This is a genomic window from Ruthenibacterium lactatiformans, from assembly GCF_000949455.1.
Classification (GTDB): domain Bacteria; phylum Bacillota; class Clostridia; order Oscillospirales; family Ruminococcaceae; genus Ruthenibacterium; species Ruthenibacterium lactatiformans.
The window spans coordinates 24254-49058 of sequence record NZ_JXXK01000028.1; the positions used below are offsets into that span (position 1 = coordinate 24254).

28 protein-coding genes are annotated in these 24805 nt (G+C 52.4%); all 28 read right to left on the minus strand.

Features of this window, described 5'->3' with window-relative positions; genetic code table 11:
• Positions 1-80: 80 nt before the first annotated feature.
• The 28 genes from TQ39_RS15305 to TQ39_RS15435 all read right to left on the minus strand — a co-directional run bounded on the left by TQ39_RS15305 (position 81) and on the right by TQ39_RS15435 (position 24686).
• Positions 81-2411 carry a VirB4-like conjugal transfer ATPase, CD1110 family gene (locus TQ39_RS15305; protein ID WP_420865193.1) on the minus strand — a complete coding sequence of 777 codons (2331 nt, stop codon included), beginning with the start codon at positions 2409-2411 and terminating at the stop codon, positions 81-83.
• Positions 2408-2782: a PrgI family protein gene (locus tag TQ39_RS15310; protein WP_050006206.1), complete on the minus strand. Its 375-nt coding sequence runs from the start codon at positions 2780-2782 to the stop codon at positions 2408-2410. The genes TQ39_RS15305 and TQ39_RS15310 overlap by 4 nt, the downstream gene beginning before the upstream one ends.
• A gap of 50 nt (positions 2783-2832) precedes the next feature.
• Positions 2833-3672: a VirB6/TrbL-like conjugal transfer protein, CD1112 family gene (locus TQ39_RS15315; RefSeq protein ID WP_050006184.1), complete on the minus strand. Its 840-nt coding sequence runs from the start codon at positions 3670-3672 to the stop codon at positions 2833-2835.
• 38 nt (positions 3673-3710) lie between these two features.
• Positions 3711-3977 (minus strand): glutamyl-tRNA amidotransferase, encoded by a 267-nt coding sequence (locus TQ39_RS15320; RefSeq protein ID WP_242853519.1) that lies wholly within the window; start codon positions 3975-3977, stop codon positions 3711-3713.
• Positions 3978-4146: 169 nt separating this feature from the next.
• On the minus strand, positions 4147-4938 hold the full coding sequence (locus TQ39_RS15325; RefSeq protein ID WP_338092838.1) for a type IV secretory system conjugative DNA transfer family protein: 792 nt from the start codon (positions 4936-4938) through the stop codon (positions 4147-4149).
• A gap of 123 nt (positions 4939-5061) precedes the next feature.
• Complete coding sequence (locus TQ39_RS15330) at positions 5062-5427, minus strand: hypothetical protein (RefSeq protein ID WP_050006185.1); 366 nt, start codon at positions 5425-5427, stop codon at positions 5062-5064.
• 77 nt (positions 5428-5504) lie between these two features.
• Positions 5505-5675 (minus strand): transposon-encoded TnpW family protein, encoded by a 171-nt coding sequence (locus TQ39_RS15335; RefSeq protein ID WP_430651171.1) that lies wholly within the window; start codon positions 5673-5675, stop codon positions 5505-5507.
• A 65-nt stretch (positions 5676-5740) separates the two neighbouring features.
• A complete protein-coding gene (locus TQ39_RS15340; RefSeq protein WP_050006187.1) occupies positions 5741-6604 on the minus strand; it encodes an ATP-binding protein in 864 nt (287 codons plus the stop codon).
• Positions 6601-7335 (minus strand): phage replisome organizer N-terminal domain-containing protein, encoded by a 735-nt coding sequence (locus tag TQ39_RS15345; RefSeq protein WP_050006188.1) that lies wholly within the window; start codon positions 7333-7335, stop codon positions 6601-6603. Before TQ39_RS15345 ends, TQ39_RS15340 begins: the two co-directional genes overlap by 4 nt.
• Positions 7336-7448: 113 nt before the next feature.
• Entirely contained in the window at positions 7449-7847 is a 399-nt protein-coding gene (locus tag TQ39_RS15350; RefSeq protein ID WP_050006189.1) for a cysteine-rich VLP domain-containing protein, read from the minus strand.
• The gene (locus tag TQ39_RS21290) at positions 7828-8004 is read right to left on the minus strand and encodes a hypothetical protein (protein WP_164475040.1); all 177 of its coding nucleotides are present in this window, start codon (positions 8002-8004) and stop codon (positions 7828-7830) included. The genes TQ39_RS15350 and TQ39_RS21290 overlap by 20 nt, the downstream gene beginning before the upstream one ends.
• Before the next feature lie 98 nt (positions 8005-8102).
• Complete coding sequence (mobQ, locus tag TQ39_RS15355) at positions 8103-9548, minus strand: MobQ family relaxase (RefSeq protein WP_082052300.1); 1446 nt, start codon at positions 9546-9548, stop codon at positions 8103-8105.
• Between the two features lie 187 nt (positions 9549-9735).
• Positions 9736-10032, minus strand: coding sequence for a DUF3847 domain-containing protein (locus tag TQ39_RS15360; RefSeq protein WP_050006190.1), 297 nt, complete (start codon positions 10030-10032; stop codon positions 9736-9738).
• A complete protein-coding gene (locus TQ39_RS15365) occupies positions 9972-10511 on the minus strand; it encodes an RNA polymerase sigma factor (RefSeq protein ID WP_050006191.1) in 540 nt (179 codons plus the stop codon). The genes TQ39_RS15360 and TQ39_RS15365 overlap by 61 nt, the downstream gene beginning before the upstream one ends.
• Positions 10508-10969 carry an RNA polymerase sigma factor gene (locus tag TQ39_RS15370; RefSeq protein WP_050006192.1) on the minus strand — a complete coding sequence of 154 codons (462 nt, stop codon included), beginning with the start codon at positions 10967-10969 and terminating at the stop codon, positions 10508-10510. The genes TQ39_RS15365 and TQ39_RS15370 overlap by 4 nt, the downstream gene beginning before the upstream one ends.
• Positions 10970-10979: 10 nt before the next feature.
• On the minus strand, positions 10980-11432 hold the full coding sequence (locus TQ39_RS15375) for a hypothetical protein (RefSeq protein ID WP_050006193.1): 453 nt from the start codon (positions 11430-11432) through the stop codon (positions 10980-10982).
• 103 nt (positions 11433-11535) lie between these two features.
• A complete protein-coding gene (locus TQ39_RS15380) occupies positions 11536-11949 on the minus strand; it encodes an RNA polymerase sigma factor (protein ID WP_002596395.1) in 414 nt (137 codons plus the stop codon).
• A gap of 472 nt (positions 11950-12421) precedes the next feature.
• Positions 12422-12793: a metal-dependent transcriptional regulator gene (locus TQ39_RS15385; protein WP_050006194.1), complete on the minus strand. Its 372-nt coding sequence runs from the start codon at positions 12791-12793 to the stop codon at positions 12422-12424.
• 20 nt (positions 12794-12813) lie between these two features.
• Positions 12814-14562 (minus strand): ABC transporter ATP-binding protein, encoded by a 1749-nt coding sequence (locus TQ39_RS15390; protein ID WP_050006195.1) that lies wholly within the window; start codon positions 14560-14562, stop codon positions 12814-12816.
• Positions 14555-16363 (minus strand): ABC transporter ATP-binding protein, encoded by a 1809-nt coding sequence (locus TQ39_RS15395; protein WP_050006209.1) that lies wholly within the window; start codon positions 16361-16363, stop codon positions 14555-14557. Before TQ39_RS15395 ends, TQ39_RS15390 begins: the two co-directional genes overlap by 8 nt.
• Positions 16364-16485: 122 nt before the next feature.
• Positions 16486-17967 carry an ABC transporter ATP-binding protein gene (locus TQ39_RS15400; protein WP_050006196.1) on the minus strand — a complete coding sequence of 494 codons (1482 nt, stop codon included), beginning with the start codon at positions 17965-17967 and terminating at the stop codon, positions 16486-16488.
• Complete coding sequence (locus TQ39_RS15405) at positions 17967-18644, minus strand: energy-coupling factor transporter transmembrane component T family protein (RefSeq protein WP_050006197.1); 678 nt, start codon at positions 18642-18644, stop codon at positions 17967-17969. The genes TQ39_RS15400 and TQ39_RS15405 overlap by 1 nt, the downstream gene beginning before the upstream one ends.
• A 3-nt stretch (positions 18645-18647) precedes the next feature.
• The gene (locus tag TQ39_RS15410; protein ID WP_050006198.1) at positions 18648-19253 is read right to left on the minus strand and encodes an MptD family putative ECF transporter S component; all 606 of its coding nucleotides are present in this window, start codon (positions 19251-19253) and stop codon (positions 18648-18650) included.
• Between the two features lie 107 nt (positions 19254-19360).
• A complete protein-coding gene (locus TQ39_RS15415) occupies positions 19361-20431 on the minus strand; it encodes a helix-turn-helix domain-containing protein (protein WP_050006199.1) in 1071 nt (356 codons plus the stop codon).
• 122 nt (positions 20432-20553) lie between these two features.
• Positions 20554-20907, minus strand: a complete 354-nt coding sequence (locus tag TQ39_RS15420; protein WP_050006200.1) for a TnpV protein — start codon at positions 20905-20907, stop codon at positions 20554-20556.
• Between the two features lie 26 nt (positions 20908-20933).
• Positions 20934-22814 (minus strand): DUF4368 domain-containing protein, encoded by a 1881-nt coding sequence (locus tag TQ39_RS15425; protein ID WP_050006201.1) that lies wholly within the window; start codon positions 22812-22814, stop codon positions 20934-20936.
• A 73-nt stretch (positions 22815-22887) separates the two neighbouring features.
• Positions 22888-23853, minus strand: coding sequence for a type IV secretory system conjugative DNA transfer family protein (locus tag TQ39_RS15430; RefSeq protein ID WP_242853520.1), 966 nt, complete (start codon positions 23851-23853; stop codon positions 22888-22890).
• A complete protein-coding gene (locus tag TQ39_RS15435) occupies positions 23850-24686 on the minus strand; it encodes a phosphoadenosine phosphosulfate reductase domain-containing protein (protein WP_050006203.1) in 837 nt (278 codons plus the stop codon). Before TQ39_RS15435 ends, TQ39_RS15430 begins: the two co-directional genes overlap by 4 nt.
• Positions 24687-24805: the final 119 nt, after the last annotated feature.

A 24805-nucleotide genomic window follows, 5' to 3' on the forward strand; every position in this document is an offset into this window, starting at 1 on the left:
GAGATATCCGTGCAATTATTATCGCAAGTCTTTTCTGTAAAAATGGTTTATAGACAGCTAATTACAATCACTCTTTCCATTTATAAGAACTTTTCATTAGGCTTCGTCGTCATCAGCTGATACAGCTTCGTATTTTTCGGAAAGCTGTTCTCGAATGGGATGATCGCCCCGCCGCAGCGGATGAGGCCATGGCCCGCGGGCACGTTTGTAATGTACGACAGCTGGTTTTCTGAAATGTTCAGCAACTTTGCCAATTCTTCACGGTCGGTGGCCGCCTGGTTGAGCATCACCAACAGCTCGCTGTTGGCCAGCATGAGGCGGGCGGTGTCCGAGCGCAGGATCTCGTCCACGTTCTGCGATATCGCCGTGATGAACGCATTGTATTTGCGCATCCGCTTGAACAGGCGGTAGAAAAACTCCGCACTGAAAGAGTAACGGAACAAAATATAGAACTCATCGGCCAGTATCCATGTGCGCTTGCCCTGCCGCCAGTTGCGGATCACACGGTTGAAGATGGCGTCCAGCGTCACCACCATGCCCACGGGCCGCAGCTGCTCGTCCAGCTCCCGGATATCGTAGCACAGAATACGTGCGCCGGTGTCTACATTGGTCTGATGGGCAAAGATGTTCAGGCTACCGGTGGTGTACAGCTCCGATGCCAATGCGAGATCGTGTGCTTCTGCCTCGGGCTGCTCCAGCAATATCCGGCGCAGGTCCACCAGCGTGGGCGGCGCGCCTCGATACCCGCCGCGTATATATTCCCGGTACACCAGCCTTGCACAGCGGTCCAGAATAGACCTCTGCTTTGCCGTAAGGCCGTTTTCCGTCAGCGGCTCAAAAATAGACAGGATGAGCTTCACCTTGTCCACCAGCGGGTTCTTTCCCTCACCATAGGCCCTGTCGATATCCAGCGCATTGAGGTGGATGCTGCTGTGCGGGGAAATGGGCAGCACCTCGCCGCCCAGCGCCTTGACCAGCCGGCCGAACTCACTCTCCGGGTCCAGGATCAAGATATCATCTTTTGTGCGCAGGGCGATCTCCACCAATTCCTCTTTTGCGCTCATGGATTTTCCGCTTCCCGACACGCCCAGCCGGAATGAATGGCCGTTGAGCAGCTGCGCCCGGTCGATGCGGATCATGTTGCCTGACACCGCGTTTTGCCCATAGTATATGCCGTTCGTGTGGTTGAGCTCCTGCGCCTTGAACGGCATCAGCACAGCCACGCTTTCCGTTGTCAGTGTACGCAAGGCATGAATACGCCGCACGCCGTAGGGCAGTACCGTGTCGAGGCCGTCCCTTTGCTGCCAGCGTAGGGTGGAGAGCTGGCACAGGTGTTTGCGCCCCACGGCCAGAAGGCTTTCCGTATCCGCGTCCAGCTGTTCTTTGCTTTCCGCCAGATGCACCACCGTCACAAGGCCGTACATCATGCGCTGGTCGCGCTCGGTCAAATCGTTCAGAAACTCTGTGGTTTCTTTCCGCTGGAGCTGCATATCGTAGGGAACATTCGCCGTGTAGTTGTTGGCATTGTTCTGCCGCCGCTGCCAGCCGGCCACATTCGTTTCCACACCCAACAGCTTGTTCTGCAATTCCCTCACCGCTTCGTCCGTGGGTACCGGCAGGATGTCGATGGACACCATCATGCTGCGGTCCAGCCCGCACAGCTCCATGATAAAATCATCCTTGATGAAGCTGGCGTAATTCTGTAGATACAGCACCCGGCCCCATCGGACGTCCGACTTGAAAAAGTCGGCGTAAAACTCCAGACTGTCCGGGCAGAACCAGTCCTTGAAATCATGGCCGCGCTTTGCTCTCTGCTCCATATTGAATGGCACAACAGCGGGCTGGCCTGCCTTGAAAAAATCGCGCAGGATCTGCAGCCGGGCAGAGGCGTCCAGTTCCTCAGCCTGCGAGGATAACTGCCCGAGACGTGCTGTGACTTCGCCGCCCATGCGCTGGAAGTACGCTCGCGCCTCATCAACGCTGCGTTTGTGGGCGCTGATCGTGAGATACCTCTCCTGCACCACATTGTTGCTGCTGGCCGCGTGGGATCGCAGCATATCATTGTACTCCTGCCGATAACCATTCAGCTTATCTGCCTGCGGCCGGATCAGCAATTCCTGTTCAAACTGCCTGCGGTCCACACGCCGGTTGTTGATGGTGATCTTAGCGCATGCCCCGGAATCCAGCGCATTGAGCAGTTCTGAATAGTCTAACAACATTGACGTCTTATCCGCCTTGCTGGCGATGGCGTAATTGATGTCTGTGAGACGGTAGGAACGGCTGTAGGCATTGCCTGTCCGGAAGATGCCGTCCGGCCAGATACGCCTGATGGGAATAACGTCCTGCACAGAATGAGGAATGCGGAAATTTTCTTTTTCCTGTTTAATACTTCGTTCCAGTGTTTTGATCAACGGCACACCTCCGCTTCACGTTTCGGCCTGCGTGCTCCTGCTTCGATTTTGGCGCGCATTACCGTGTAGTAGAGATTTTCCGCCCGGAACACGAGCCTGTGCGGTGTGAGCAGCTCCGATTTGATCACGGCCCACAGCAGCTGCTCGGCCGTCATGCCGTGATAGCTCACAAAGCCGCAGGCCGCGAACGGGGCCGCACCCAGCATACAGGCCCAACCTGCTATTTCCGTACCCGCCGTATCCCGCAGCAAAAAATACAGGCCCACGGCAGCGCCGAGGGCCAGAAGTGAACATACAAACTGCCGCGTATTGAGCCCGAAAAAGATAGACTCCTGGTACTCGCGGATCTCTTTTGGAATTTTGATTTCGATAGGCTTCCCTCCTGTTAAACATTTGATATACAGATGTAAACACACCGTTACTACAATCCCATCATCTCCCGCACAACACGGTCGCTGGCCTTGACAGCGCCCACCAGTATGAGCAGGTTAAAAATAAGTTCCGCCACATAGCTCCAAACCGCCGTAACCGCAGATACACTGTTGTCTACTGCAGGCGGTGCGGAAGCCATCGCTGAGAAGATGATACAGGCCAAAGCGATCACCGCCCCCTCCAAGCAGACACCCGCATAGCTTTTCACAAAACTGCGTCCCACATTGCTTGTTGGTTCTCCCGCGAATGTGGCCAAAGGAACGGGAGCCAGCGCAGCATAGAAATATAGCCTGAACAGCCGGCCATATACCGTCATGATCATCACGAAGGACAAAACCGTAATAAACAACCCGCCCAGCAGCGTGACAGCCCACAGAGGGATACTGCTCCAGAACCCCACTGCGTTGATCTTGTCCATTATCTCCTGGGGCAATGTCGTGGGCGCCAATCCACCTGTACCCGCAGCACCCATGGCGCGCGATACAATGCCCTGCACGATGTCGAAGACCGCCAACATAAGTTCAAGGCCGTACTGCACAGCGCCTTTTGCCAGCACAAATCGTATGAACAGCTTCAGCGCATGCTCCGGCCTCCGGGCTTCCACGAAGCTGCCACAGGTCTTGACGACGCCTGCTGCAAAAAACAGCACCAGCAGGCCAAGGCCAATGGCTGTCATTGCATTGTGGACATTCAGCATGACATTCCAAATGCCGCCGCCCTTGAAGTCGGCAAGGCCCTGTGTGAGAAGCTGCCAAATTTCTGCCAGTTTTTCGTTCCATGTATTGAGCGCCGAATTAAGGTTATCTATGATCCATGAGTTTTCGCCTATGTGTTTTCACCTCCCCCGCTGCCGTCATGTACCTGTGTTTACGCAACGCCGATCAGCGCGAGGATCTCCCGCGCAAAAGTGATCACAAGCCCGCCAGCCAGCGTCAAGAAGCCCTGGCTTCTCTGGCTGGGGTCGTGGCTTTGGAAAGATAAGCCGACCTGTACCACGCCCCAGCCCAGCAGAATAATACCTACTGCGCGAATGAGGGAAAATACAAAATCGGACAGATTGTTAACGATAGCCAGAGGATCGTCTGCGGCAAAGGCTGGGGTACTAAAGCAAAATACACATAATACCAGTGCCATGTATGTGGCAAAGGCTCTTTGTTCCGCCCTGCCCAACTTTGCCGGACAGCTTTTTTCCTTTTTATGAAAAGATTTCAAGATAATCAATAGGGTATACCTCCTGCTTTACTTTGCCAACCGGGACAGCAGATTGCTGCTCCGGCTGGCGCTGTTGTTTGTTCGTATGTTCTTATGCTAAAAAATCGCGCATATCCAGCAGTTCATAATTTTCCGGGCTGCCGGAAAGATCGTTTTCAACCAAGCGCGCGGCTGTATAATCGTAGGGCGGCGCGCCGCCGTCCTCTGTGTACCGCACGTTCGGGTGGCGTTTCAAATCGTATTTATTGTCCATCATGGGGCGCTCGCCGCGCACGAACAGGATCGCCTTTCCGTTATCCAGCAGACGCACCTCGTCCGGCGTGAGAAGTTCCCGGCCTGTCAGCTGCGTGCTGGTACTGTAACTGCCGTTACGGCCCCGGCTGCGGCTGTGGGAATCTGCGGACAGCGTCTGCTTACCGAGCATCTCCGAAACATACTTATGTGTTTCTTTTTCATTTCCCCCGATATACAAAAACTCATCGCACAGCCCCACGAGCGACTCCCAACTATCCTTGAACAGCGCCTTGATCTGTGCCATGTTCTGACAGATATAGGATGTAAAAATGCCGCGGCTGCGCATGGTCGCCAGAGATGTCAGAAAACTGTCGGTGGGCAGGGAAATGTTCGGCGCTTCATCGATCAACAAATGCACAGGCACTGGCAGTCGCCCTTTATGTTTTCGGTCCGCTTCATGGTAAAGAGCCTGGATGAGCTGGCCGTACATGAGGCCGACAAGATAGTTCAGTGATTTCTCACTGTCCGGGATGCAGCAGAACAGCGCCACCTTTTTCTCCCCCAATTCCTCCAGATGCAGATCGTCTGTGCAGGTCATCTTTATGACCTCCGGCAGCAGGAATGCCGACAGCCGCACACCCACGCTCACAAGGATACTTTTGGCTGTCTTGCCCGAAACGAGTTGTCAAGGACTTTTTAATCAAATTCACAAAAAAGCCACAAAAAAAGTGCCAGGAAGCAGATTTTAGCTCCTGACACTTTGGCGGATGGGTTATTTTCTCCTGCTTAACAGTTCGTCGCAAAGGTACGCATATTCCGGCAGTTGGTCGATATAGGGTTTCCAGCGCCGCTTAATCTCGGCCAGTTCCAGCGGATCGGCGTCCTCGAAGTCATGGTCGTTTCCGGTCATTCCAAAAACATCCAGTGCTATATCATTCAAGCACTCATTACAAAGACCGGCAGCGGACTCTATCCAGTTGCCGGTGTCAATATAGACCGGGTCGATAGATATTGCCAGCCACACATAGCCGACCTTATCCGACCAAACCAAATCATAAGCGGTCATCTGCCGGATATGTTTCTCAAACACTTTGCGGACGCGCTCAATCTCATTTTTCTCTTTTTCTGTGTACAGCATTTTCATGTCCTCCTTGGCTAAAGTTTTGGTGTGTACCATCATCAGTTTAACACAAGGCGGCTGGCTTTATCAGCCGGTCACATCTGCTGTATCTCGTTTTTGAGCATACGCTTGATTTTGTCGCTCATGGTTTCGGTGCTGGTATTGCTGAAATGGACGCGCACCTTGTAGGTGGTCTTGCCGATTTTCTTTACCAGCGCGGGGGCGTCCTCCGGCGCTCTGGCGGGGGTGGTGCCTGCGGTCTGCATGGTACGGGTTTCTTTGTTCATGGCGCTCCTTTCTCCGGGCGGGGCTGCGCCGTCCGGCAAAACAATCAATCGCTCTTACGGTTTACAATGTCTTTCGCCGCCTGCTTAGTGGCCCCGGCGTTTTCCTCCCGGAAGTTCTTCCCGGCAAAGAGGATCGGGGCGCACCGTTCCAGGATGCGGTCATAGATACGGGCATGGGCCAGGTCGGGCGGGTTCTTGAGTTCGGCCAGCTTCAGGTTGGTGGTGATGATCATGGGCCTGCGGCTGCGGTAGCGGCTGTCAATGACGAAAAACATCTGCTCCATCGCATACTCGGTGCTGCGCTCCACACCCAAATCGTCAATGATGAGCAGGTCGTACTCGTCAAAGCTGGCGATAAAGTCGGCCCTGTCATCGGAGAACATCCCCGTCAGGCGGTTCAGGATGGTGGGAAAGTTTGTCATCAGCACCGGCACATCCCGGTCAAGCAGGGCGTTGGCGATACAACCGGCGAAAAAGGACTTGCCGGTTCCCACATCCCCAAACAGCAGCAGGCCAGTGTTGTTTCGGTATGCCTCCTTCCAGTTCTCCACATAGGCGCGGGCCTTGTCCATCAGAGGATTTTGGCCGTTGTCGTTGGCAAAGGTGTAGTCGTACAGATAGCGGTCTTGCAGGCCCTGGGCCTTCCGGCGCCTGATACGCTCCATGCGGCGCTGCCGTTCCTCGGCGGCCTTGCGCTGTTCCTCGGCCTCCCGCTGGCACTGGCAGATACAGCGGGGCATGAAGTAGCCCGGTTTCCCAAAGCAAGGCACAACGGTCTGCCTCTGGCCGCCGCACTTCTTACAGTGAATAAGGCCGTCTGCCGGGTCTATGTACTCGTCCCAGGCCAGCTCCACACCGGCGGCTGCCTTGTCGATCAGCGCCCGGATTTCTGCGGTAATCTCCATCATACGGTTTCATCCTCCTTTACGCTGTAATCCCGGTTGCGGGTGGGCGGGGCCGCTTTCTTCGCGTCCTCGCTGGCCCAGCGCCGGATGGTGGCGGCATGGCTCTGATACCGCTTGCCGGTAGAAGCCATATACTCGGACAGCTTTTCGATGTACTGGCCCCATACGGTGGGAAAGCTGGCCTGCAAGTCTGCCAGTTCCTCGTCCGTCAGGAAAACATTCTGGTAACGGCCATAGGCGCGGGCGGGGCGTCCCTTCTCTATCTCTCTCTTTATCTCTATCTCTTTCTCTAACTCTATCTCTATCTCTGGTGGACGAATGTCGGACAAATGTCCGCCGTTTGTCCGAGGCGCGGAAAGAGCCTTGTTTTGAAGCCTCGCTGCTCGCTTTCGCTCGGCCTCGGTGGAGGACTGGCCGATCAGCAGTTCGATATTGCTCATGTAAAAAGTGCCGCTGTCCAGCACTTCCACAAGGCCCAGCTTCAGGAAGATTTGCAAGGCCCTCTCCACAGTGCCGATCTGCTGGCGGGTTATGGTGGCGATCATCTGCGCCGTGTAGGGGATATTCTCGTCAAGCTGGAGCCTCCCGCCGTGTTTCAGCGATTTCAGATACAGCTTGAGCAGAATGTTGGAGTACAGCACACCGTCCTGCATACTTTCCAGCAGCACGATGGAGTCATCGTCAAAATAGTTTTCTTTGAGTTTCAGGTAGTAATATTTTCGATTGTCTGACATGGGTTCCTCCTTGGGGTTCGTTTTGGGCTTCTGTACGCATTTAGAGGGCCGTTTGGGGGGCCAGAGGATAAATCTATCAGGCCCCCGCCGACACCCTCGAAAAAAGCCTTGATTTACAAGGGGTTTTTGCCCTCTAATTGTCCACGCTGTACCCTTCTCCGGCGTTCGCACTCGGCCTTTTGCCGCCGGTGGACTTTCGGCGCACATTCCGGGCAGTATTTGGCCCGGTTGGAGCCGGGCGTGAACAGCGCCCCGCAGACGGCGCACCGCTTGGCGTCCAGGCGGTGGAACAGGGCCGTTTCCAGTTCCCTGTCCAGCGGCAGCACCGCCGCCCGGAACCACCGGCACAACAGGGAGTAGGAAATGGACTGGACGCAGACACATTCCTCCCCATCGTCCAGCGCGATACAGTTGCCGCCGTCATAGTTGCAGCACTCATGTACCAGCCGCCGCGCTCTGCGATACTGGCGGTAGTCCATGACGGGGATGGGTTCAGGCTTGCTTTTCTTCATGCTGGCACTTCCCGCACCCGTCGCAGTTACCGCAGCCCTGGCAGGCATGGGCCTCCGGCTCCGGGCCGGTGGGCGCGTCTGCCGGTTCCGGTTGCAAGAGGGCAAGGGGCAGGCGGATATTCAGGTGGACAGTGACGGGTAAAATAATCTGCTTCATAAGGCAATCTCCTTCCATGAGTGAATGTTGACAATTCTGTGCAAAGGTGTGTCGTGAAACGCGACGCACCGCAAGGGGTCGGCAAAGCGCCGTACCCTTTACCGCTCCGGCCCCCGGTCGCGGGACTTGTCCCGTTCCTGTCGGGCCAGTTGGTCGGCGGCCTTGCGGAGCCGTTCCACGGCTTTCAGTTCCTCCCGCATGGCCTTCATGTCGATGCTGTCCGCCTGCTTCTGGGCGGTCAGCAGGTCGATCTCGCGCCACCATTCCTTCGGAGAAAGTTCCTCGCCGCTGGCTTTCAGTTCTTTCAGATACCGAGCCGCCGCGTCATAGAGGATCAGTTCCCGGCTGTGGCGCTGCTCGAACAGTTCCCGCTTCTCCGGCTTTACCCTGGCAAGCTGCTTATGGACAGCCTTGTACTCGTTGTACTGCGCCCACATCTCCCCGCGCTCAGTGAGAACAGCGATCCGGCGCTCGGCCTTGACGATCTCTCGCCGCAGGTCATAGTAGCGGGTGTTCATATCTGCGATTTTTTCGTGGAGCTGCTGCATGGACTGGATGCCGTTTGCCTGCAAAAAGCTGAACAGGGCGGCGCTCTCCTGCAAAGCCCGGATTTTGCCGGTGCGGGTGTCGGGCCGCTTGAGTTGCTGCTGGGCCTCCCACAAGTCAACCATGCTGGGCTGCTGACCCTCCGGCTTTTCGGCCTCGGCCTTAGACCAGTTGTAAAGGCGGGTAATGCGGGCCTTGATTTCTTTCAGCAGCTTATTGTCAGCGGCGATCTGCCGGTTGACTTCTCCCTTGTCGGTGCGGATGCCGCGCTTCTCCATCTGGCTGGCTGCTGGCCCCAGGTGGACAGAGGGGATTTTATCAATGCCCTGGCGCTTGTAGCTGCGGTGGTCTACCAGGGCAGGCTGACCGGCGGCCTCCAATGCCCGGTTGGTATAAGCCGCCCATGCCGCCCGCCAAATCTCCACATTCCCTTTGTCGTTCCAGTCGGTGGTGTCCTCCCGGTGGTTTTTCCAGCCGCCTTTCCCATCCGGGATACGCTGGCCGTTCTCGTCCAGGTCGTATGCCTTGCGGCACTTTGCGCCCCATGCGCCATTTTCTTTCAGGGGCCGGACGGTCAGCATGATATGAACATGGGGGTTGCCGGTTCCCTTGTCATGGATGGCAAAGTCGGCGCACATCCCCTTGTCCACAAAGTTGTCCTTCACATAGGCCCGTACAAGGGCAAGCTGCTGTTCTCTGGTAAGCTCGCGGGGGAGGGCCGCTTCAATCTCGCGGGCAAGCTGGCTGTCCCTGGCTTTCTCGATCTGCTCCACACTGTTCCAGAGGGTGGAGCGGTCTGCAAACTCCGGCGGGGCGTGGGCGGGCAGCATGATTTCCGCATGGACAACGCCGCCCTTCCGGGTGTAATCATGGGTCAGGCCGTCCCATTCATTTGTCAGTTTGGCTCCGCTTCGGTAGGCAGCTGCGGCAACAGCGGAACGGCCCTCGCTGCGCTTGATGATACTGACGGGGATATGGCAAAAATCTATGGGTGGCACCTCCTTTCGGCGGGGATATTTCAGGCTCCGTGGAGCCGAACAGACGCGAAGCGGGTGTTTGGCTGCGCGGGGCGCACAAGGGGTTTGGGGAGTGTAGCTCCCCATCGCGGACGAAGTACGCAACAGCCCCCGGCAGGGCGCACGACACCGGCAACGGTGTATAAGTGCGCCCTTGTAAACAAGGGACTTACGGCTTGTCCCCGGATTTCGGCAGTTTTGCGGCCAGTTCCGCCGCCCCCGGAAGATGGGACAGGGCAATCAGGAACGCCTTGACCTCTACGCCGGGAAGGTCGGGGGCCAGAGGGAAAATGCCCTCCAAAATAGCCCCGCGTTCAATCAGGCGGCGGGTGCGGGCCTTGCGTTCCTCGTTGCGCTGCTTGTTCTCCAAAATCTTCTGGCGATTCTCAAGCTGACGGATTTCCTTCAGGACTTCTTCGCGCTCGTCTTTTTTCTGTTTCGCTTGGGTGGTGATTTCTTTGTGCATATCGCGTCCTCCTTCAGCGGCTCCATCCAGCCGCGCTTGATATAATATTTCTGCAACTTGATAATGGCGTTGCGAACCGTGACGATGGCCGCTGATGTCGTAAAGCCTTCGGCCTCGGCAATCTCCTTAAACTGCTTGCCCTCCCAAAACCGAGCGTGCAGGCAGCTTGCCTGCCGGGGCGTCAGGGTGGCAAGGGCCTCCCGGAGCCGTTCCATCATCAGGGCGCGGGCGGCCTCCTGTTCCCGTTCCGTTTCCTTCTCCACCAGAATATCCTCCGGGGAAACGGCCTGCTCCGGGAAATGGTGTTCCATGCCGGGGGATGCGTCCAGAGAATAACAGTGATAATGCTGCTTGGCGTCATTGGCGTCCTCTGCGCGGCTTTCCTCCACAATGGCGTCTGCAACCTCGTCCGGCACTTCCACAAAAGTGTCCTTTTTACAAATCGGGTAGTAGTATTTTTTCAGGTTGATGGTTTTCATAGGCCGCTTGTCCATTTCCGGCGTATGAAGTACCGGCGCAGCCGCCGGAGCGCCGCATGGATGGACTTCCCAGCCTGGGATGGGGTAATACCCTCCATCGCGGCAATGTCCTTCACTTTCATCCCCAGCATATACCGGGCATGGACGCGGCGGGCCTGCGCTGGGGGCAGAGAGGAAATCGCCTCATAGAGCCGCCGGAGCAGCTCGGCGTATTCGGCCTGCGCTTCCTTTTCCATCAGGCAATCCTCCGGCGATGGCTGCGCCCAGCCGATGGCGGCCTTCTCAATCCCATCATCGCAGTCAAGGGAGTAAAACGCCTTGTAGCGGTACATCTTCCTCTCCCTGGCGGCCTCGGCCCGCTTGTCCAGTAGGAATGCCTCAACGATTTCATCCGACACCTCCACAAAGGTGTCCTCGGTGCAGAACGGGTAATACTGTTTGAGGTTGATCGTCTGCATAGGCCCGCCCTCACTCTGCCGGGAAAAGTCCGTCATAGCAGCGGCGCATATTCCGCAGGCCCCGCCGAATGGCAACGCTGACCTTGCTGCTGTGTACGTCCTCCATCCGGGCAATTTTCGGCTGGCTGATACCGGCGATGTAGTAGGCCCGGACGCGGCGGGCCTGTGTGGGGGTAGCATGGGCCAGAGCCTCCGGCAAGGCGGCCAGCAGCCGCAGATGGGCGGCCCGTTCCTCGCGCTCCAAAAGGATTTCCTCCGGCGATCTGCCGTGTTCCAGCGCATAGTTCTCCGTCCAGCTATATGCGTCCAGAGAGTAGTAGGCGCGGTGGTAGACCTTCCGGCGCTCATAGTTGTTCATCTCGCGCTGGGCCTGCCGCATGACCTCCCAAACTTCATCGCTGACCTCCACAAACTCGTCATGCCGGTAGTGGGGATAAATCCACCGCAGATTGATTGTTTTCATAGGCTTACCTCCTGAAAATGGGAGAGGCGGGCAGCTTGTCCGCTGTCCGCCTCCCGCTGGGATAAGGGAAACAATCCCTTTCACTTGGTAGCCCGAAAACAGGTCATTCGTTAAGCCTGTTTTCAAAGAAATTTATAAATTTTTTTCTGACTGCCTCCACACTCTGATACACGGCCACTTTGGAGCAGCCGCACACTGTCCCGATCTCTGCAAGGGTCAGCCCGTCCAGGGCATAGAGCAGGAACCGGCGGCGCTGGGCCTCGGTGCAGGTGTCCAGGACGGCCATCAGCTCGTCCAGCGTTTCCATGCGGCAAAGGTATTCCTCCGGCGTTTCGCCGTAGATACCCACGCCCTCGGTGGCAACTATGTATTCGTCAAACTCCCGGCCATCCCAATGCCGCCGCTGCTCATGGGACAGGTTCTCGGCTTTGTGGTCGGCCCGGTCAAGAAATTCATAGACTTCCAGTGTGACCTCCACGGCCACAGCTTGTCCGTTATAATTGATGGTGACTTCCATCGGCCTTTCCTCCGTTCAGATTTTTGCGGGAAAATCTGAACGGGGCGGCGGGGAACGACACCGGGGACAGGGTTCGGGCCATGTTGGCCCGATGTTCCGGCCCCATAGGTATGAAAAAGCGCCCGGACAGCAGAAAGCTATTCGAGCGCAAAAAACACGGTATTCAGTTACATTATGACAATTTTCGCACTGGCTGCCAGACGGGGCCTGTTCGGTGGCCGGGATTTTTTTGACGATAGTGCAAATATCGTCTGAATTTGTCGGCGGTCAGTGTGCTTCATGGCGGCTCCCTCCTAAAGCCGCCGTGTCAGCGTGTAGGCGTCACTCCTTTGTATAAGGAACGGCGGCCTTGATGTTACTCAAAACCGCCGCAGTACCCTGAAAATCCATTATGGGCGCACGAAGCTGCCTGCCCTGCAACGGTTTTTTTCTTTCCCCGTCTGGCGGGGCAGGATAGCTTGGCTTATTCGGTTTATTCTTGGTCTTGTGCGGCTGCCTCTTTCAGCCGTGAAAAGCTCTCATCGCTGATAATGTGTTCAATCCGGCAGGCGTCGGCCTCCGCAGTCGTGGGGTCAACACCTGCGGCAATAAGCTGCTCAGTGAAAAAACAGTGACGCTCGTAGATTTTTTCAGCAACCTCGCGGCCTACATCGGTCAGATGGAGAAAGTGATCCTCGTCCATTGTGAGAAAGCCGCCGTCCCGCAGGGTAGCCACTGCATGGCACACGCTGGGCTTTGACACCTCCATGTGCCGGGCCACATCTACGGAGCGTACCATACCGAGTTTCTTTTGGAGAACAAGGATGGTTTCCAGGTAGTCCTCCCCGGACGCATGAAGTTTCATCAGTACCTCCTTATTACGAATTAAACGCTTAACTTCCAATTTGCAGAAGCCGTCTGCAAATCGACCAGCCTGTGGTATAGCCCGTTTTCCTTCATCAGTTCCTCATGGGTTCCATTTTCGGCTACAACACCATCCGACAGTACAATGATGTTATCAGCAGCCTCGACCGTTCTCATTCTATGGGCGATAATAAGAACCGTCTTTCCTTTGACCAGCTTTGAAATTGCATTTTGAATTTCTGTTTCATTGTCTACATCAAGAGAGGCCGTAGCTTCATCCAGGAGAATAACCGGAGCATCTTTCAAAAGGGCGCGGGCAATAGAAAGGCGCTGGCACTCGCCGCCAGATAATGTAGAACCGTTTTCTCCGATCACCGTCTGATAGCCGTCCGGCAATTTTGAAATAAATTCATCACACTGAGCCGCTTTAGCTGCAGCAATTACTTCCTCGTCCGTAGCGTCTTTCTTGCCAACACGAATATTCTCCATGATGGTGTTGTTAAAAAGTACGACATCTTGAAAAACGATAGAGTAATTTTTCATCAGCATGGTTGAATTGAGTGGGGCAATATCGGTTCCGCCTAAAAGTATTCTTCCTCCATCCAGCGGATAGAATTTTGCCGCCAGCTTTGCAACGGTACTTTTGCCTCCACCAGATGGGCCGACTAATGCTGTGACTTGTCCCTGCTTTGCGGTAAACGAAACATCCCGCAGCACTGGTTTGCCTTTTTCGTAAGAAAACCGGACATGGTCGAAAGTAATATCGTATCCGTTTGTACGGATCTCTTTCTCTCCGGTTTCTTCCGGGTAATTTTCAATTTCTTTCAAGCGGTTCACTTGAAGCTGTACGGAAAACAGCTCTGCCATATTTGCCATTGCCCCGGAAAGCGGATCATACAGGCGGGAAGCAGCAATCAAAAACAGGATATAGGTAAACAGGGATGTATCTCCATTTACCACAAGACTGTTACCCACAACAATTACCGTTGCCAAACCGAGCCGCAGGAACATCTGTCCAGTTGTCAGCAGGCTTGCTGTCGTCATTTCAGAGGAAATCTGTGCCTTTTCCGCAGCATCCATCTTCGCATCCAGTTTGCGGAGATAATCTTCCTCCTGATTGCAGGCTTTTATATCCTGTACGGTTTCCAAACATTCCTGAATGCCTTCGGCCAGTTCTAATCTGGTGTTCATATGCTTTTTGCAAAGTTTTTCCTGACATTTCCGGGACAGGATTACGATTGCAAAGGAAATCGGAGCTACCCAGAGAAGCGCCAGCCCCATCTGCCAGTTGAAGATCAACAGACCAATACAAACAATACCAGTTGAGATAACAGCTCCAAAGAATTGCGGAACTGTATGGGAAAATGCGTGTTCAAAATTTGCACAGTCCCCCATAATGGTGCTTGTCAGATCAGCAAGATCGCGCTGATGGAAAAAGGTCAGCGGAAGAGTACGCAATTTTTCCGCAAGACCAATGCGCCGCCTTGCGCTTTCGTCATAGGTTCCGAGATATGTTGCAGTGTACTGGCAATAGTGGAATATAAAAACAACGGCTAAAATCACTATTCCAATCACCGTATAAACGATGGCGCTGATTTCCGGTGCATTCGTTCCCAAAACAGGCGCAAGAAGTTGATTGAGGACGATGGCCAGAAGAATAACCGGAAACATAAGACTGATATTTGCCAGTACGGAATAAATAATTCCTTTCAGCAGGTCTTTTGCACCCTGATCGCTTAACGCATACTTGTTCTTCAATGCTTTAATCATGCTGTTCGCCCTCCTTTCCGACCTTCCATGCAATCGATGTCTGGTAATCCTTCCACATGGAGGAATAAATTCCATTTAAGTTTAATAGTTCTTCGTGTGTTCCCCTTTCTGCAATCTGTCCATCCTTAAAGACCAGAATGAGATCTGCATCCTGTATCGTAGAAAGCCGGTGGGCTATCATCAGAACAGTTTTATTTTGGGTCAACCGCTCAAAGGCAAGCTGTATCTGATGTTCGTTCTCGGCGTCTGCAAATGCTGTGGCTTCGTCAAGCACGATAATAGGAGCATCTTTTAAGACTGCTCTTGCCAACGCAATCCTCTGGTTTTCGCCGCCTGAAAGATAAGTACCTCCTGTTCCAACGAGCGTATCAAGTCCATCCGGGAGCCGGTCAATAATATCTTTGCACTGTGCTTCATTGGCCGCTTTCATCACTTCTTCCCTGGTGGCGTCTGGACGGGCCGCCTTAATATTATTAAGTAAGGTATCTTTGAACAGACGGGTATTCTGAAACACAAAAGCAACTCTTTTCATCAGTTCTCGTTTTTCAATATTGCGGACATCCACGCCGCCAATCGTAACGGAACCTGACTGAACATCATAAAATCGGGGGATGAGGCTTGCCGCCGTACTTTTACCACTGCCAGAAGCTCCAACAAGCGCAACCGTTTTCCCTGCTGGAACCACAAAGCTGATATGGTCTAAGGCTTTTTCTTGGGCACCTGGATAGGAAAAAGATACATCCGAAAACACAATCGAAGCGTCTGCCGGAATCATAGGATGCTCCGGCTCCTTTAATGGCTTTTCCTGCAAAATTTCGTCCACTCGGCTGACTGCGCTTTTTGCGGCCATAAGCTGCTCACTGGCAAACATGATACGGTTCATCATAGTTGCACAGACCGGGGTAAACAGACTATAAAACAGGAAATCCAGTACAACATTTTCATAAGCCGCCTGTCCGCTGATCCCAGATAGAATAAACATAACCACCGGAATGAGCAAAACAAATGTGCCGTTCAGCGTTACTGTAAATCCGGTAAGAGGAATACGACATTTCAAAGCATACCCGGAAGCAAATTTCTCATATTCTTCTATCGCTGCATGGAAATTTTTGAAGGAGTAAATTGTCTGCTGAAACACCTTTACAACAGGGATACCGCGAATGTATTCCACGGCCTCTTTGTTCATTGTTTCCAATGCGGTCATATACTTGCCCATAAACTGTGCATTATCTCCACCCATCATCTGTTTCAAAAAGATGACGCTGATCCCCATAGGTATCAGACAGCAAATTCCCAGCCGCCAGTCAAAGAGGAAAATCAAAACAATAACCGCAACCGGCATGACGGCTGCACCGGTCAAATCCGGGAGCTGATGGGCCAGGAACCCTTCTGTAAGTCCTGCATTATCATCAATGATTTTCCGCAGCCGTCCACTGGCATTTTGGCTGAAATAGCCCAACGGCAGTGTCACAATATGGTGAATTGCTGTTTTCCGCATATTGGTCGCTGTACGAAACGCCGCCAGGTGGGTACAGTTCAAAGCGATGAAATAAATTAAAATACTTGCTGCTGCAAACACGACTGCTATCCACGCATAACGAGTACTTTCCGTTGCAAGAGATATATCCCCCGCAGCGAATGCCTGGATCAAATCACGGATAACAAGCCATATACAAACAAAAGGCAGCATAGACAAAATGGTACTAATCCCGGAGAGGACACAGCCCAAAATGGTCAGAGCATGGTAATTCCCTGCGTAACTGAACATTCTGGACAGTTCTCCATTTTTTTGCTTATCCATAAGCAAGGCTCCTTTCGCAATAATAGACGGGTTAGCATCTTCTAACCCGTCTATTATCATAAAATCATTCAGTTGTTTCTGCCACTCCATACAGAGCGTATCTATCCAATCAGACACATAATTCATTGACACATAAGGCAGGAATATAAGCGGGACAAATTTTCCTGTAACGGAAATGTTTCTACATGACCTTCATCAACGAAATGCAGAACCCGATTGCAAGTCATAGCGGCAAATTCATAATCGTGGGTAATGATTAAAATTGTCTTTCCTTTTTGCGCCAGAGCTTTCAAATGCTCCGATATTCTCATCATATTTTTGAAATCAAGACCGCTGGTAGGCTCATCCAAAATCAAAACGGGGGTATCTATCCAATCCGATACAGCGAGAGCGAGCCGTTGTTTCTGCCCGCCGGAAAGAGTAGCGGGATGCCGTTCTTTCCATTCAAACAAGCCATATAGTTTTAGCAGATCATCGCGTTGCTCCTGGGTACTGCCTTTTCCGTTTAATAGCAGTTCTTCTTCTACGCTGTCCCCAAACAACTGGCAATCTGTATTTTGCATAACAAAGTAGGCAAAATTTTTCCTTTTGCCTTTAGATACCTTTGTCCCGTTATATATGACCTGACCCTCTTTTTCCTTTTGCATACCACAAAGAATATTCGACAAAGTAGTTTTTCCTATTCCGTTATGGCCTACAATCGCAATCAGGTCGCCAGCATACGCCCGAAAAGATATATCGTGGAAAACCGGATGTTTGCGATAGGAAAACGCCAAATCCTTTACCTCCATCGTCATATCTTTTTCTTTTGTAGGGGGAATATCTACTTCAATATGGTGTAAATCTGCCGCCCGTATTCCTATGGCTCGTCTTTTTTCTTCTGGAATAGAGAGCAGTTCTCCCGCCATCCATTCTTCTTTTATGCTCCCGTTTTCCATATAAAGAAAACGGTCTGCAAGGTCAGTAAGATAATAAAGCCGGTGTTCAGCAATAATGATTGTGTGGCCTTCCGCTTTTAGTCCACCCATCAAATTTTTAAGCGCCTCAACGGAATACATATCCAAATTGGCCGAAGGTTCATCAAACACATAAATTTCCGGGTCAACAGCATTGACGGAGGCCACCGCTATTTTCTGTTTTTCTCCGCTGGACATCGGATAAATTTCTTTCCCGCGCAGCATATCTCCGTTAATACGTTTGATCGCACTTGAAACCCGTCCATCCAGTTCTTCATACGGAACGCCATAGTTTTCACACCCGAACGCAATTTCATCCTCTGTAGTACTGGCAAAAAACTGGCTCTTTGGATCTTGAAAGATTGAACCTACTTTTTTCCCGATTTCATACAGAGGATATTCCGATATGCTGCGTCCCAGCAGTGTGACACGCCCTTTCAGCGTTCCTTCATAAAATTGTTCGGCCAACCCGTTTATCAATCGTGTTAAAGTTGTCTTTCCGCAGCCGCTCCCTCCAGTCAGAACGAGGAACTCGCCCTCCTTTACATCAAGACTGATATGATGGATACTTTCTGTTTCGGCTCCCGGATATTCAAAAGATACATCTTCAAACTGGATAACGGATCGTCTTGTCTTAAAATTTTCCATTACGCTACCGTCCTTTCCAGCATAAAATAGAGCACTGTTACGCAAACAGCAATCACACACATAATCCAATCCCGTTTTTGAAATTCTATCTTTCTGCGGCAGGTATGTTTCCCCGGATTAGATATTCCTCTGCTTTCGGCAGAAGCGGCAAGTTCTTCTGCTATTCTGGATGAACGGAAAATAACAGGTGTAACAATATACTCCATTGCATCCAGAGGGTGTTTCCATGACAGTAATTTTCGCAGCCGAAGAGAAGCAAAAACATCAGAAAACTCACTGCGGACGGTGGGAAAGAAACGCAGCATAAAGGTCACAGGTAAAGCAATTCCATCAGGAGCGTGTATTTTCTTGAAAACGGCCACTACTTCTCCTGGCGGCATACCAATCACAGGCTGTGCCGCCATAACCATCATCAAAATACGCAACACCATGAATAGAAACATTTCCGGCATAAGAATAGTAATGCCCTGTCCGCCTGAAATCAGCCGCAGCACAATAAAAACACCGCAGACAATCAGATATTTTATAGTCTGCCTGCCAAAGCCCTGAATAATCAGATACACACTTAAAACTCCCAAAAGCGTGTATATCAAAATGTCGCTTGTGAGCACCGCCACAAGCGACATAGTGAGAACTATGACAAGCAATTTGGTCCGAAAATCAAATTTTATGTTCATAGCTTATTTAATCGCGCCACTCTTTCTGAAGTGCTTCACAATCAGTTTGTTACTAATCATACAGCCGAGGACGGCGAGAATAGCAGTAACAACCAGGCTCAAAATGACATACTTCGGATCGGTGTAATACTGGGTCTGTATCTGAACCTGCTGCTCGCTGACACCAGTAGCGAGGAACGCATCTCTGAAAAACCAGATTTCTGACATACCATGTGCAGCACGAACCAACGCCGTGATTACCCACGAAACAGACACACGCTTAATGTCATGGTAAGCATTCTTTCCGCACATGGAAAGCTCTGCAATGATACCGCCGCCCAAAAACCACGGGATCATAAACGGCCCCATCATCAGTCCGGCGACAATCGCCCACATGATATTGTAGACAAGGGCGGGGCCATGCTTGCCGACTTTCATGCACATGTAAACATAAAATGGCGCAAGGATAAGTGCTGCGCCAGCGGCATTGAAAATCATGGAGTAAAATAGAGAAGCGCCGGTCAGGGTTGAGTAAACCATAAATACCACGAACATGACCGCACAGAAAATACCAATGATAGCCGCATCTTTGACAGTATATTTGTTACCTGTCGATTTTTCATTTCCCATTTGGAAATCCTCCTTTGTCTTTCAGAAAGTTAGCACTATCTAACCAGCTACTCAAAAAATAGGCCAGCTTCAAGCGTTCTTTCTGCTTTTATCTGACAAAGGATAGTTTAATATAGCTCAGACTTCTTCGCCACTCCATACGGACCGTTTCTATCCAAACGGACACTCTTTCTGAACTCTGTTGGAGAACTGCCATACATTTCCTTGAAGGCAGAAGTAAATTTGTTCGGATTTTCATATCCGATTTTGCTTGCAATCTCCGTCACCGGTAACTCTGTCTCAAGCAGCAGCTTTTGAGCAACTTGAAGCCGATAGGTGCGAAGGTAGGAATAAACAGAGGTTCCGTAAACTCCCCGGAAACATTTTTTCAACGCAGTTGTAGAAATCTTAAATTTTTGAGAAAGCTGCTCAATCGTGTGGTGTGTCGTTAAATCTTCCGTGATATATGACGCTACGGCCTTAATCAATGCAACTTGATTTTGATTGTAATAATCCGTCTGCAAAACTTCTTCTGCTGTATTGAGATCGCTTAAAAAAAGGAGCAGTTCCAGCATTTTAATTTTCATGTATCCCGGTTTTCTTTTTTCCCGGACATGATAGAGCTCTGAAAAAATATGTTCAATAGACGGGTTCGCCCGCATAATGCAGCAGCGGTTTCCTTCGCATATATATTTTTGTATGTAGTGCAGATCAATATTTAGCAGTTCCATAATCCGCCGTACCTCCGGCAACAACTCATCCAAATTGATGATAATGGAAATGCCGTGATAGTGGTTCAGGGGAAAACACGAGTTTGACTTTCTCTTCATCATAGAACTGATAGACAAGTCACCTTCCGCCATATAGCAACAGCTATTTTCACCAAAACTACACTCAAATCGCCCGATTAAACAATGGTTGATCTCTATCATGTTTTTTGCGGTAGCCTGGTTTTGGTTGCAATATCCTATGTGCATATCGTTGTAGTAAAGCTCAATACCCGGAAAAACCTGATAAACAGTAATCCGTCCATATCCCGTTTCATTCGACAGCCTGAATATTTTACAGTCCTGACACAATTCGTCTTTGGCTTCTTCCGGAGAACCATATAGTTTCATTCCCTCAAATTTATCTGGCAATTCTGACTGTGATAAAATCTCAATCGCGCCAGAGAGTGTTTGTTTGTCATAGGCAAGCACTTCCTACGCCTCCCTTCGGTTTGATGTGGCTAACCATTTTCAGTATAGGCGCGATAACGAGTGATGTCAAATGTTTTTCTGGCAAAAAGAAACAGAGGAAAATCCTCTGTTTCCGGATAGTGTTAGGTATAAATCAATTCTTGAAAAATAACTTCCTCCGCCTGTGCTTTCAGCGTGTTCATCAGCCCCACCCAGCGCATGGAGTCACGGGCTTTCAGTTCTTCGGTGACGCCCGCCGCTTCCATCATACGGGGCAGCATGGCGTCCATCCGTTCACGCGCCTCCCGGTCAATCTCCAACAGGTGCGGGTACAGCTTTTCGCTCAAAATCAAGCTGCTGTAAAGGCCGGGCCGGTGTTCCTTCAGGTAGCGTTGCCGCATACGGCCATACTTGCCAATGGGGGCCTCCGGCTGCTCGGAAAGTTTCAGGTCGGGGATGTAGTAATCTCCGCAGCGGGTGTAAGTCAATTTGCTCATGTTCATCCTCCTTTGCACTGTGACGGTTAAACTGCGGCGCTGGCCGGTAAAGCGGCCTTGCGCGGCTCCTGCCTGGGTAACTGGCTGACGGGGATAAAAACGCCCTTTTCCATGTCCTCGGCCCGGATCGCGGCCTTTGCTGCCTCCACCTGGGCCCTGCGCTTGGCGTTGTAGAGTTCTTCCCATTCCTTCTGTTTGCCATTGGCCTTGCGGCGCAAGTAGTTCTGGTGAAGCCTGTCTTTGCGTTCCTCCTTCTTCCGCAGTTCTTCCTGTTCCTCCGGGGTCAGGGGAACCGGCTGCAAGGCGGGCGGGATATACCGGCCCACAAAGTTGAAGTAGATTTCAACCTCCTGCGTGGTATCCTGGCTGCCTTTCCGGGCGCGCTCATGGACAAGGATTTTCTCTACAAACTCGTTGAGCATGGTGTTTGTCAGCGTGTCGAAGTTCTCGTACTTATCAATCAGGGCAATAAACTTCTCCGCAGATTTCCGGCTCTGCTCATAGCCGGTAACGGCCTTTTCCAGTTCCGTGATTTCCGCATGGAGAGCGTCCTGCTCTTTGGCATACTGTGCGTCCAGGGCCTCATACCGGGCGTCCGGCAGCTTACCCAAGGCGTTGTCCTCATAGATTTTGCAAATCAGCTTTTCCAGTTCCCCAGCCCGCTTTTGGGCGGCGGCCAGCCGTTTCCGCTTTTTGGATATGTCGGCGGTTTGCTGGGCGGCCTGCGTTTCCTGGACGGTGCGGATAAACTCGGCCCGGTCATTTTTGGAATACTCCGCGATGGCCCGGAGCATATCGGTTATCAGGGTCAGGACGGCCTCGGCCCGGATGCGGTGCTGTGTGGGGCAAAGGGCGCCGATAGGGTACTTGCTGTACTGGCTGCAAGTAAACTGTGGGTCACGCTTGCCGTTATTGACGCGATGGACATACATCTTGCCGCCGCAGTCGGCGCAGTACATCAGGCCGGTCAAAGGGTGGGCCTCGCCCCAGCCGTCCGGGTAGCGCCGGACATTCGCCCGGATGCGCTGCACATTGTCAAAGGTTTCCTGGTCGATGATGGCCTCATGGGTATTCTCGAAAATCGTCCACTCGCTTTCGTCAACATAGTGGCTTTTCTTGTCCTTGAAGTGCTTGCGGGTCTTGAAATTGATAGTATGGCCCAGGTATTCCCGCTTTTTTAGGATGTTCACAATGGTGGACGATCCCCAGCCGTAGGGGTCTTTGACCGGCTTTGACCTGTTTACGCCCTCGTGAAAGCGGGCCAGATGGACAGCGGGGATTTCAACCTTTGCCTCGGACAGCAGCTTGGAGATTTGATAGGGGCCGTAGCCCTCCATCGTCAGGGAAAAGATGCGGCGTACCACTTCGGCGGCTTCTTCGTCAACAAGCCAGTGTTCCCGCTTCTCGTCCCACAGGTAGCCGTAAATGACAGTGCCGGTCAGGTGCTTGCCGCTCATGCCCTTGGACTTGAACACGGAGCGGATTTTCCGGCTGGTGTCGCGGGCATAAAACTCGTTCATGATGTTGCGGAACGGGGTAAAATCATCATCGCCTTTCAGACTGTCTACACCGTCATTGATAGCGATCAGCCGGACGCCGCGCTGCCGCAAAATCTCCATGACCTGGCCGACTTTCAGATAGTCACGCCCCAGGCGGCTCATGTCTTTGATAACAATGGCCTCCACTCGTCCGGCCTCGACTTCCTCCATCATCGCCAGAAAGCCGGGACGGTCAAAACGGGTTCCCGATACGCCGTCATCGGTGAAGTGAGTGGGGTTCGGCAGCCCGTTCCGGCGGGCAAAGTCCTCTAACATCTGCTTTTGATGGCTTATGGAGTTGCTCTCGCCCTGTAACTCATCATCGCGGCTCAAACGCTCGTACAGTGGGGTGATTTTTTCGTTTCTCATAGCTGTACCTCCTGAAATGAAAATGCTCTAAGTGACTGCTTCACTAACCATGACAAAAACCATGATTAAGAAGTCACTTAGAGCATACATCTCCCGCCGCCATTTTGTAAACCCGGTATTGTTTGAGCGCAACACTCTCCGGGTCTCGCATCTCGAGGCGTGCGAACAGCATATCCAAAGGTGACTCGTAGTCCTCGTCATCCTCTTTGACTTCTGCTGCCTGTAACATCTCCATCACCATAGGCAGGTTCTGCTCGTGTTCCGGCGCCTCATGGATGAGATACAGCACCAATGCCTGCAACAGCGCCGTTTCGCTTTTTTCCCAAAATGGATCGTTATTTTTGCTGCCTGGCGGCGTGGTCGCCTGGATGAGCGTATCGATCATGCGCAGCGCATCTTTGTCGCTTTGGATGTATTGCAGGGGATTATAGCAAAACGAAGTGGCCGGGCTGGTCAAGTCCAGCACACGCACCTCATAGCCCCGCGCAATGAGTAATGCTCCTGTTTTACGCAGCACTTCACTCTTTGGATCTGTGACCACCAGCGAACAGGGCGGCGCATTTTTGTTTCGGCCCGCCGCCTCCAGTATGTTCGGCACACAGTACCCCCGTGTTTTTCCCGCGCCCGAACCGCCCACCACAAGCACATTGATGTTGTGTTTGTGCCTGTATCCGTCCCAGCCGATGGTAAAGTGCTGGGTGAGGATGAGGTTGCCGCCCCGTTTGTCCCGGTATCTTCGGGCAATTCCAAACACATCTCCCCAATGTGCGGAGCCGTGTTCCTCGCCCCGGCGTGTGGCCGTTACGCTGGACCGTACCATACCGACAGCCACTGCATAAACGAATGAAAACAGCAGCAGGCACCTGCCGGAATACTCGGACCAGCGGATATTCCACGGCTGCTCCAGCGCGGTGCTCAACTCCTCCATCAGCCTCATCAGGTCCATCCCCGGTCTCCACACCCCGACTGTTATCAGAGCAAACCACCAAACGATGGGCAAGGGCAGCAGCCACATCCACCATGGCGTTGGCTGTTTCATAAGCTCCTCCCCGTTTCTCCAGCATTTTCCCCCAGCCGGTTTTTGAGGGCAGCATAAAAGTCCCGCCCCTTGAGGGGCAGGCCCTGTACTGCACGTTCTTCTTCCAACGCAAAGCGTTGTTCCAACTGTTCCACTGAATAGTCCGCGCGGAACTGCCGCCATGTATGCGCGTCCATATACCGCAGTTTTTCCCATAGCTCCGGGAAGTGCTTTCGCAGGGTACGCAGTTCTGAGAGTGGCTGCAGCGGACAGCACCAGCATGATACGCGCCGGAACAGGTCGTACAGCCCGCCCCAATCGAAGCCCCTCGCCCTGCAGTACGCAAGACAGTCGGCTTCTGCCATCTCCCACTCCACCAGCGGATATTGAAATTCACGTACACGTTCCTGCTCGTCCGCAGCTATACCAATGTATTGAACAACTTCGAACTCCTTTTTCAATTCCCGCAGATAGCGGTCGATGATGCGTGTCTTGAGCCTTGCGGTACACCACCGGCACTGGGGCCCCGGCCAGCTTAGCCCCGACAGTCCCTCCAGCGCCGGATTTTTGCGGGGCGGCGCGTATTCATAGAACAGGTACTCAAAAGAATGCGGCGGCTTCAGCCGCGTGATTGGGAATTGCAGATATTGCTCCAGCTTGTCGATGTGTTCGTACATCTGAGGAAATTCCAATCCTGTGTCTACAAAGAGTAAGATATCCATTGGCCAGCCTTCTTCCCTCATACGCAGGGCCAGTGCTGTGGAATCTTTCCCACCAGATAGCGAAATAACATGTTTTTTCTTTAGTTGATAGGCAGTTTCTCCTCCCTTTTTCTCGCAAAAAATCCCCCGCACTGTGATATCACAATGCGGGGGATACGACGTATTTTCAATTTTCGAACAAAAGTATTCTGTTATACAAGCTTTAACCGTCTGATATAGTCCACACTTCCGTGAACGATGTGTACGACATT

What these genes read in the sequence shown, in the direction of transcription:
- TQ39_RS15320 (WP_242853519.1), bottom strand. Translation starts at nt 3,977, where the DNA reads ATGGCACTGGTATTATGTGTATTTTGCTTTAGTACCCCAGCCTTTGCC.
- TQ39_RS15330 (WP_050006185.1), bottom strand. Translation starts at nt 5,427, where the DNA reads ATGCTGTACACAGAAAAAGAGAAAAATGAGATTGAGCGCGTCCGCAAA.
- TQ39_RS15335 (WP_430651171.1), bottom strand. Translation starts at nt 5,675, where the DNA reads ATGCAGACCGCAGGCACCACCCCCGCCAGAGCGCCGGAGGACGCCCCC.
- TQ39_RS15340 (WP_050006187.1), bottom strand. Translation starts at nt 6,604, where the DNA reads ATGATGGAGATTACCGCAGAAATCCGGGCGCTGATCGACAAGGCAGCC.
- TQ39_RS15345 (WP_050006188.1), bottom strand. Translation starts at nt 7,335, where the DNA reads ATGTCAGACAATCGAAAATATTACTACCTGAAACTCAAAGAAAACTAT.
- TQ39_RS15350 (WP_050006189.1), bottom strand. Translation starts at nt 7,847, where the DNA reads ATGAAGAAAAGCAAGCCTGAACCCATCCCCGTCATGGACTACCGCCAG.
- TQ39_RS21290 (WP_164475040.1), bottom strand. Translation starts at nt 8,004, where the DNA reads ATGAAGCAGATTATTTTACCCGTCACTGTCCACCTGAATATCCGCCTG.
- TQ39_RS15360 (WP_050006190.1), bottom strand. Translation starts at nt 10,032, where the DNA reads ATGCACAAAGAAATCACCACCCAAGCGAAACAGAAAAAAGACGAGCGC.
- TQ39_RS15365 (WP_050006191.1), bottom strand. Translation starts at nt 10,511, where the DNA reads ATGAAAACCATCAACCTGAAAAAATACTACTACCCGATTTGTAAAAAG.
- TQ39_RS15370 (WP_050006192.1), bottom strand. Translation starts at nt 10,969, where the DNA reads ATGCAGACGATCAACCTCAAACAGTATTACCCGTTCTGCACCGAGGAC.
- TQ39_RS15375 (WP_050006193.1), bottom strand. Translation starts at nt 11,432, where the DNA reads ATGAAAACAATCAATCTGCGGTGGATTTATCCCCACTACCGGCATGAC.
- TQ39_RS15380 (WP_002596395.1), bottom strand. Translation starts at nt 11,949, where the DNA reads ATGGAAGTCACCATCAATTATAACGGACAAGCTGTGGCCGTGGAGGTC.
- TQ39_RS15385 (WP_050006194.1), bottom strand. Translation starts at nt 12,793, where the DNA reads ATGAAACTTCATGCGTCCGGGGAGGACTACCTGGAAACCATCCTTGTT.
- TQ39_RS15390 (WP_050006195.1), bottom strand. Translation starts at nt 14,562, where the DNA reads ATGATTAAAGCATTGAAGAACAAGTATGCGTTAAGCGATCAGGGTGCA.
- TQ39_RS15395 (WP_050006209.1), bottom strand. Translation starts at nt 16,363, where the DNA reads ATGGATAAGCAAAAAAATGGAGAACTGTCCAGAATGTTCAGTTACGCA.
- TQ39_RS15400 (WP_050006196.1), bottom strand. Translation starts at nt 17,967, where the DNA reads ATGGAAAATTTTAAGACAAGACGATCCGTTATCCAGTTTGAAGATGTA.
- TQ39_RS15405 (WP_050006197.1), bottom strand. Translation starts at nt 18,644, where the DNA reads ATGAACATAAAATTTGATTTTCGGACCAAATTGCTTGTCATAGTTCTC.
- TQ39_RS15410 (WP_050006198.1), bottom strand. Translation starts at nt 19,253, where the DNA reads ATGGGAAATGAAAAATCGACAGGTAACAAATATACTGTCAAAGATGCG.
- TQ39_RS15420 (WP_050006200.1), bottom strand. Translation starts at nt 20,907, where the DNA reads ATGAGCAAATTGACTTACACCCGCTGCGGAGATTACTACATCCCCGAC.
- TQ39_RS15425 (WP_050006201.1), bottom strand. Translation starts at nt 22,814, where the DNA reads ATGAGAAACGAAAAAATCACCCCACTGTACGAGCGTTTGAGCCGCGAT.
- TQ39_RS15430 (WP_242853520.1), bottom strand. Translation starts at nt 23,853, where the DNA reads ATGAAACAGCCAACGCCATGGTGGATGTGGCTGCTGCCCTTGCCCATC.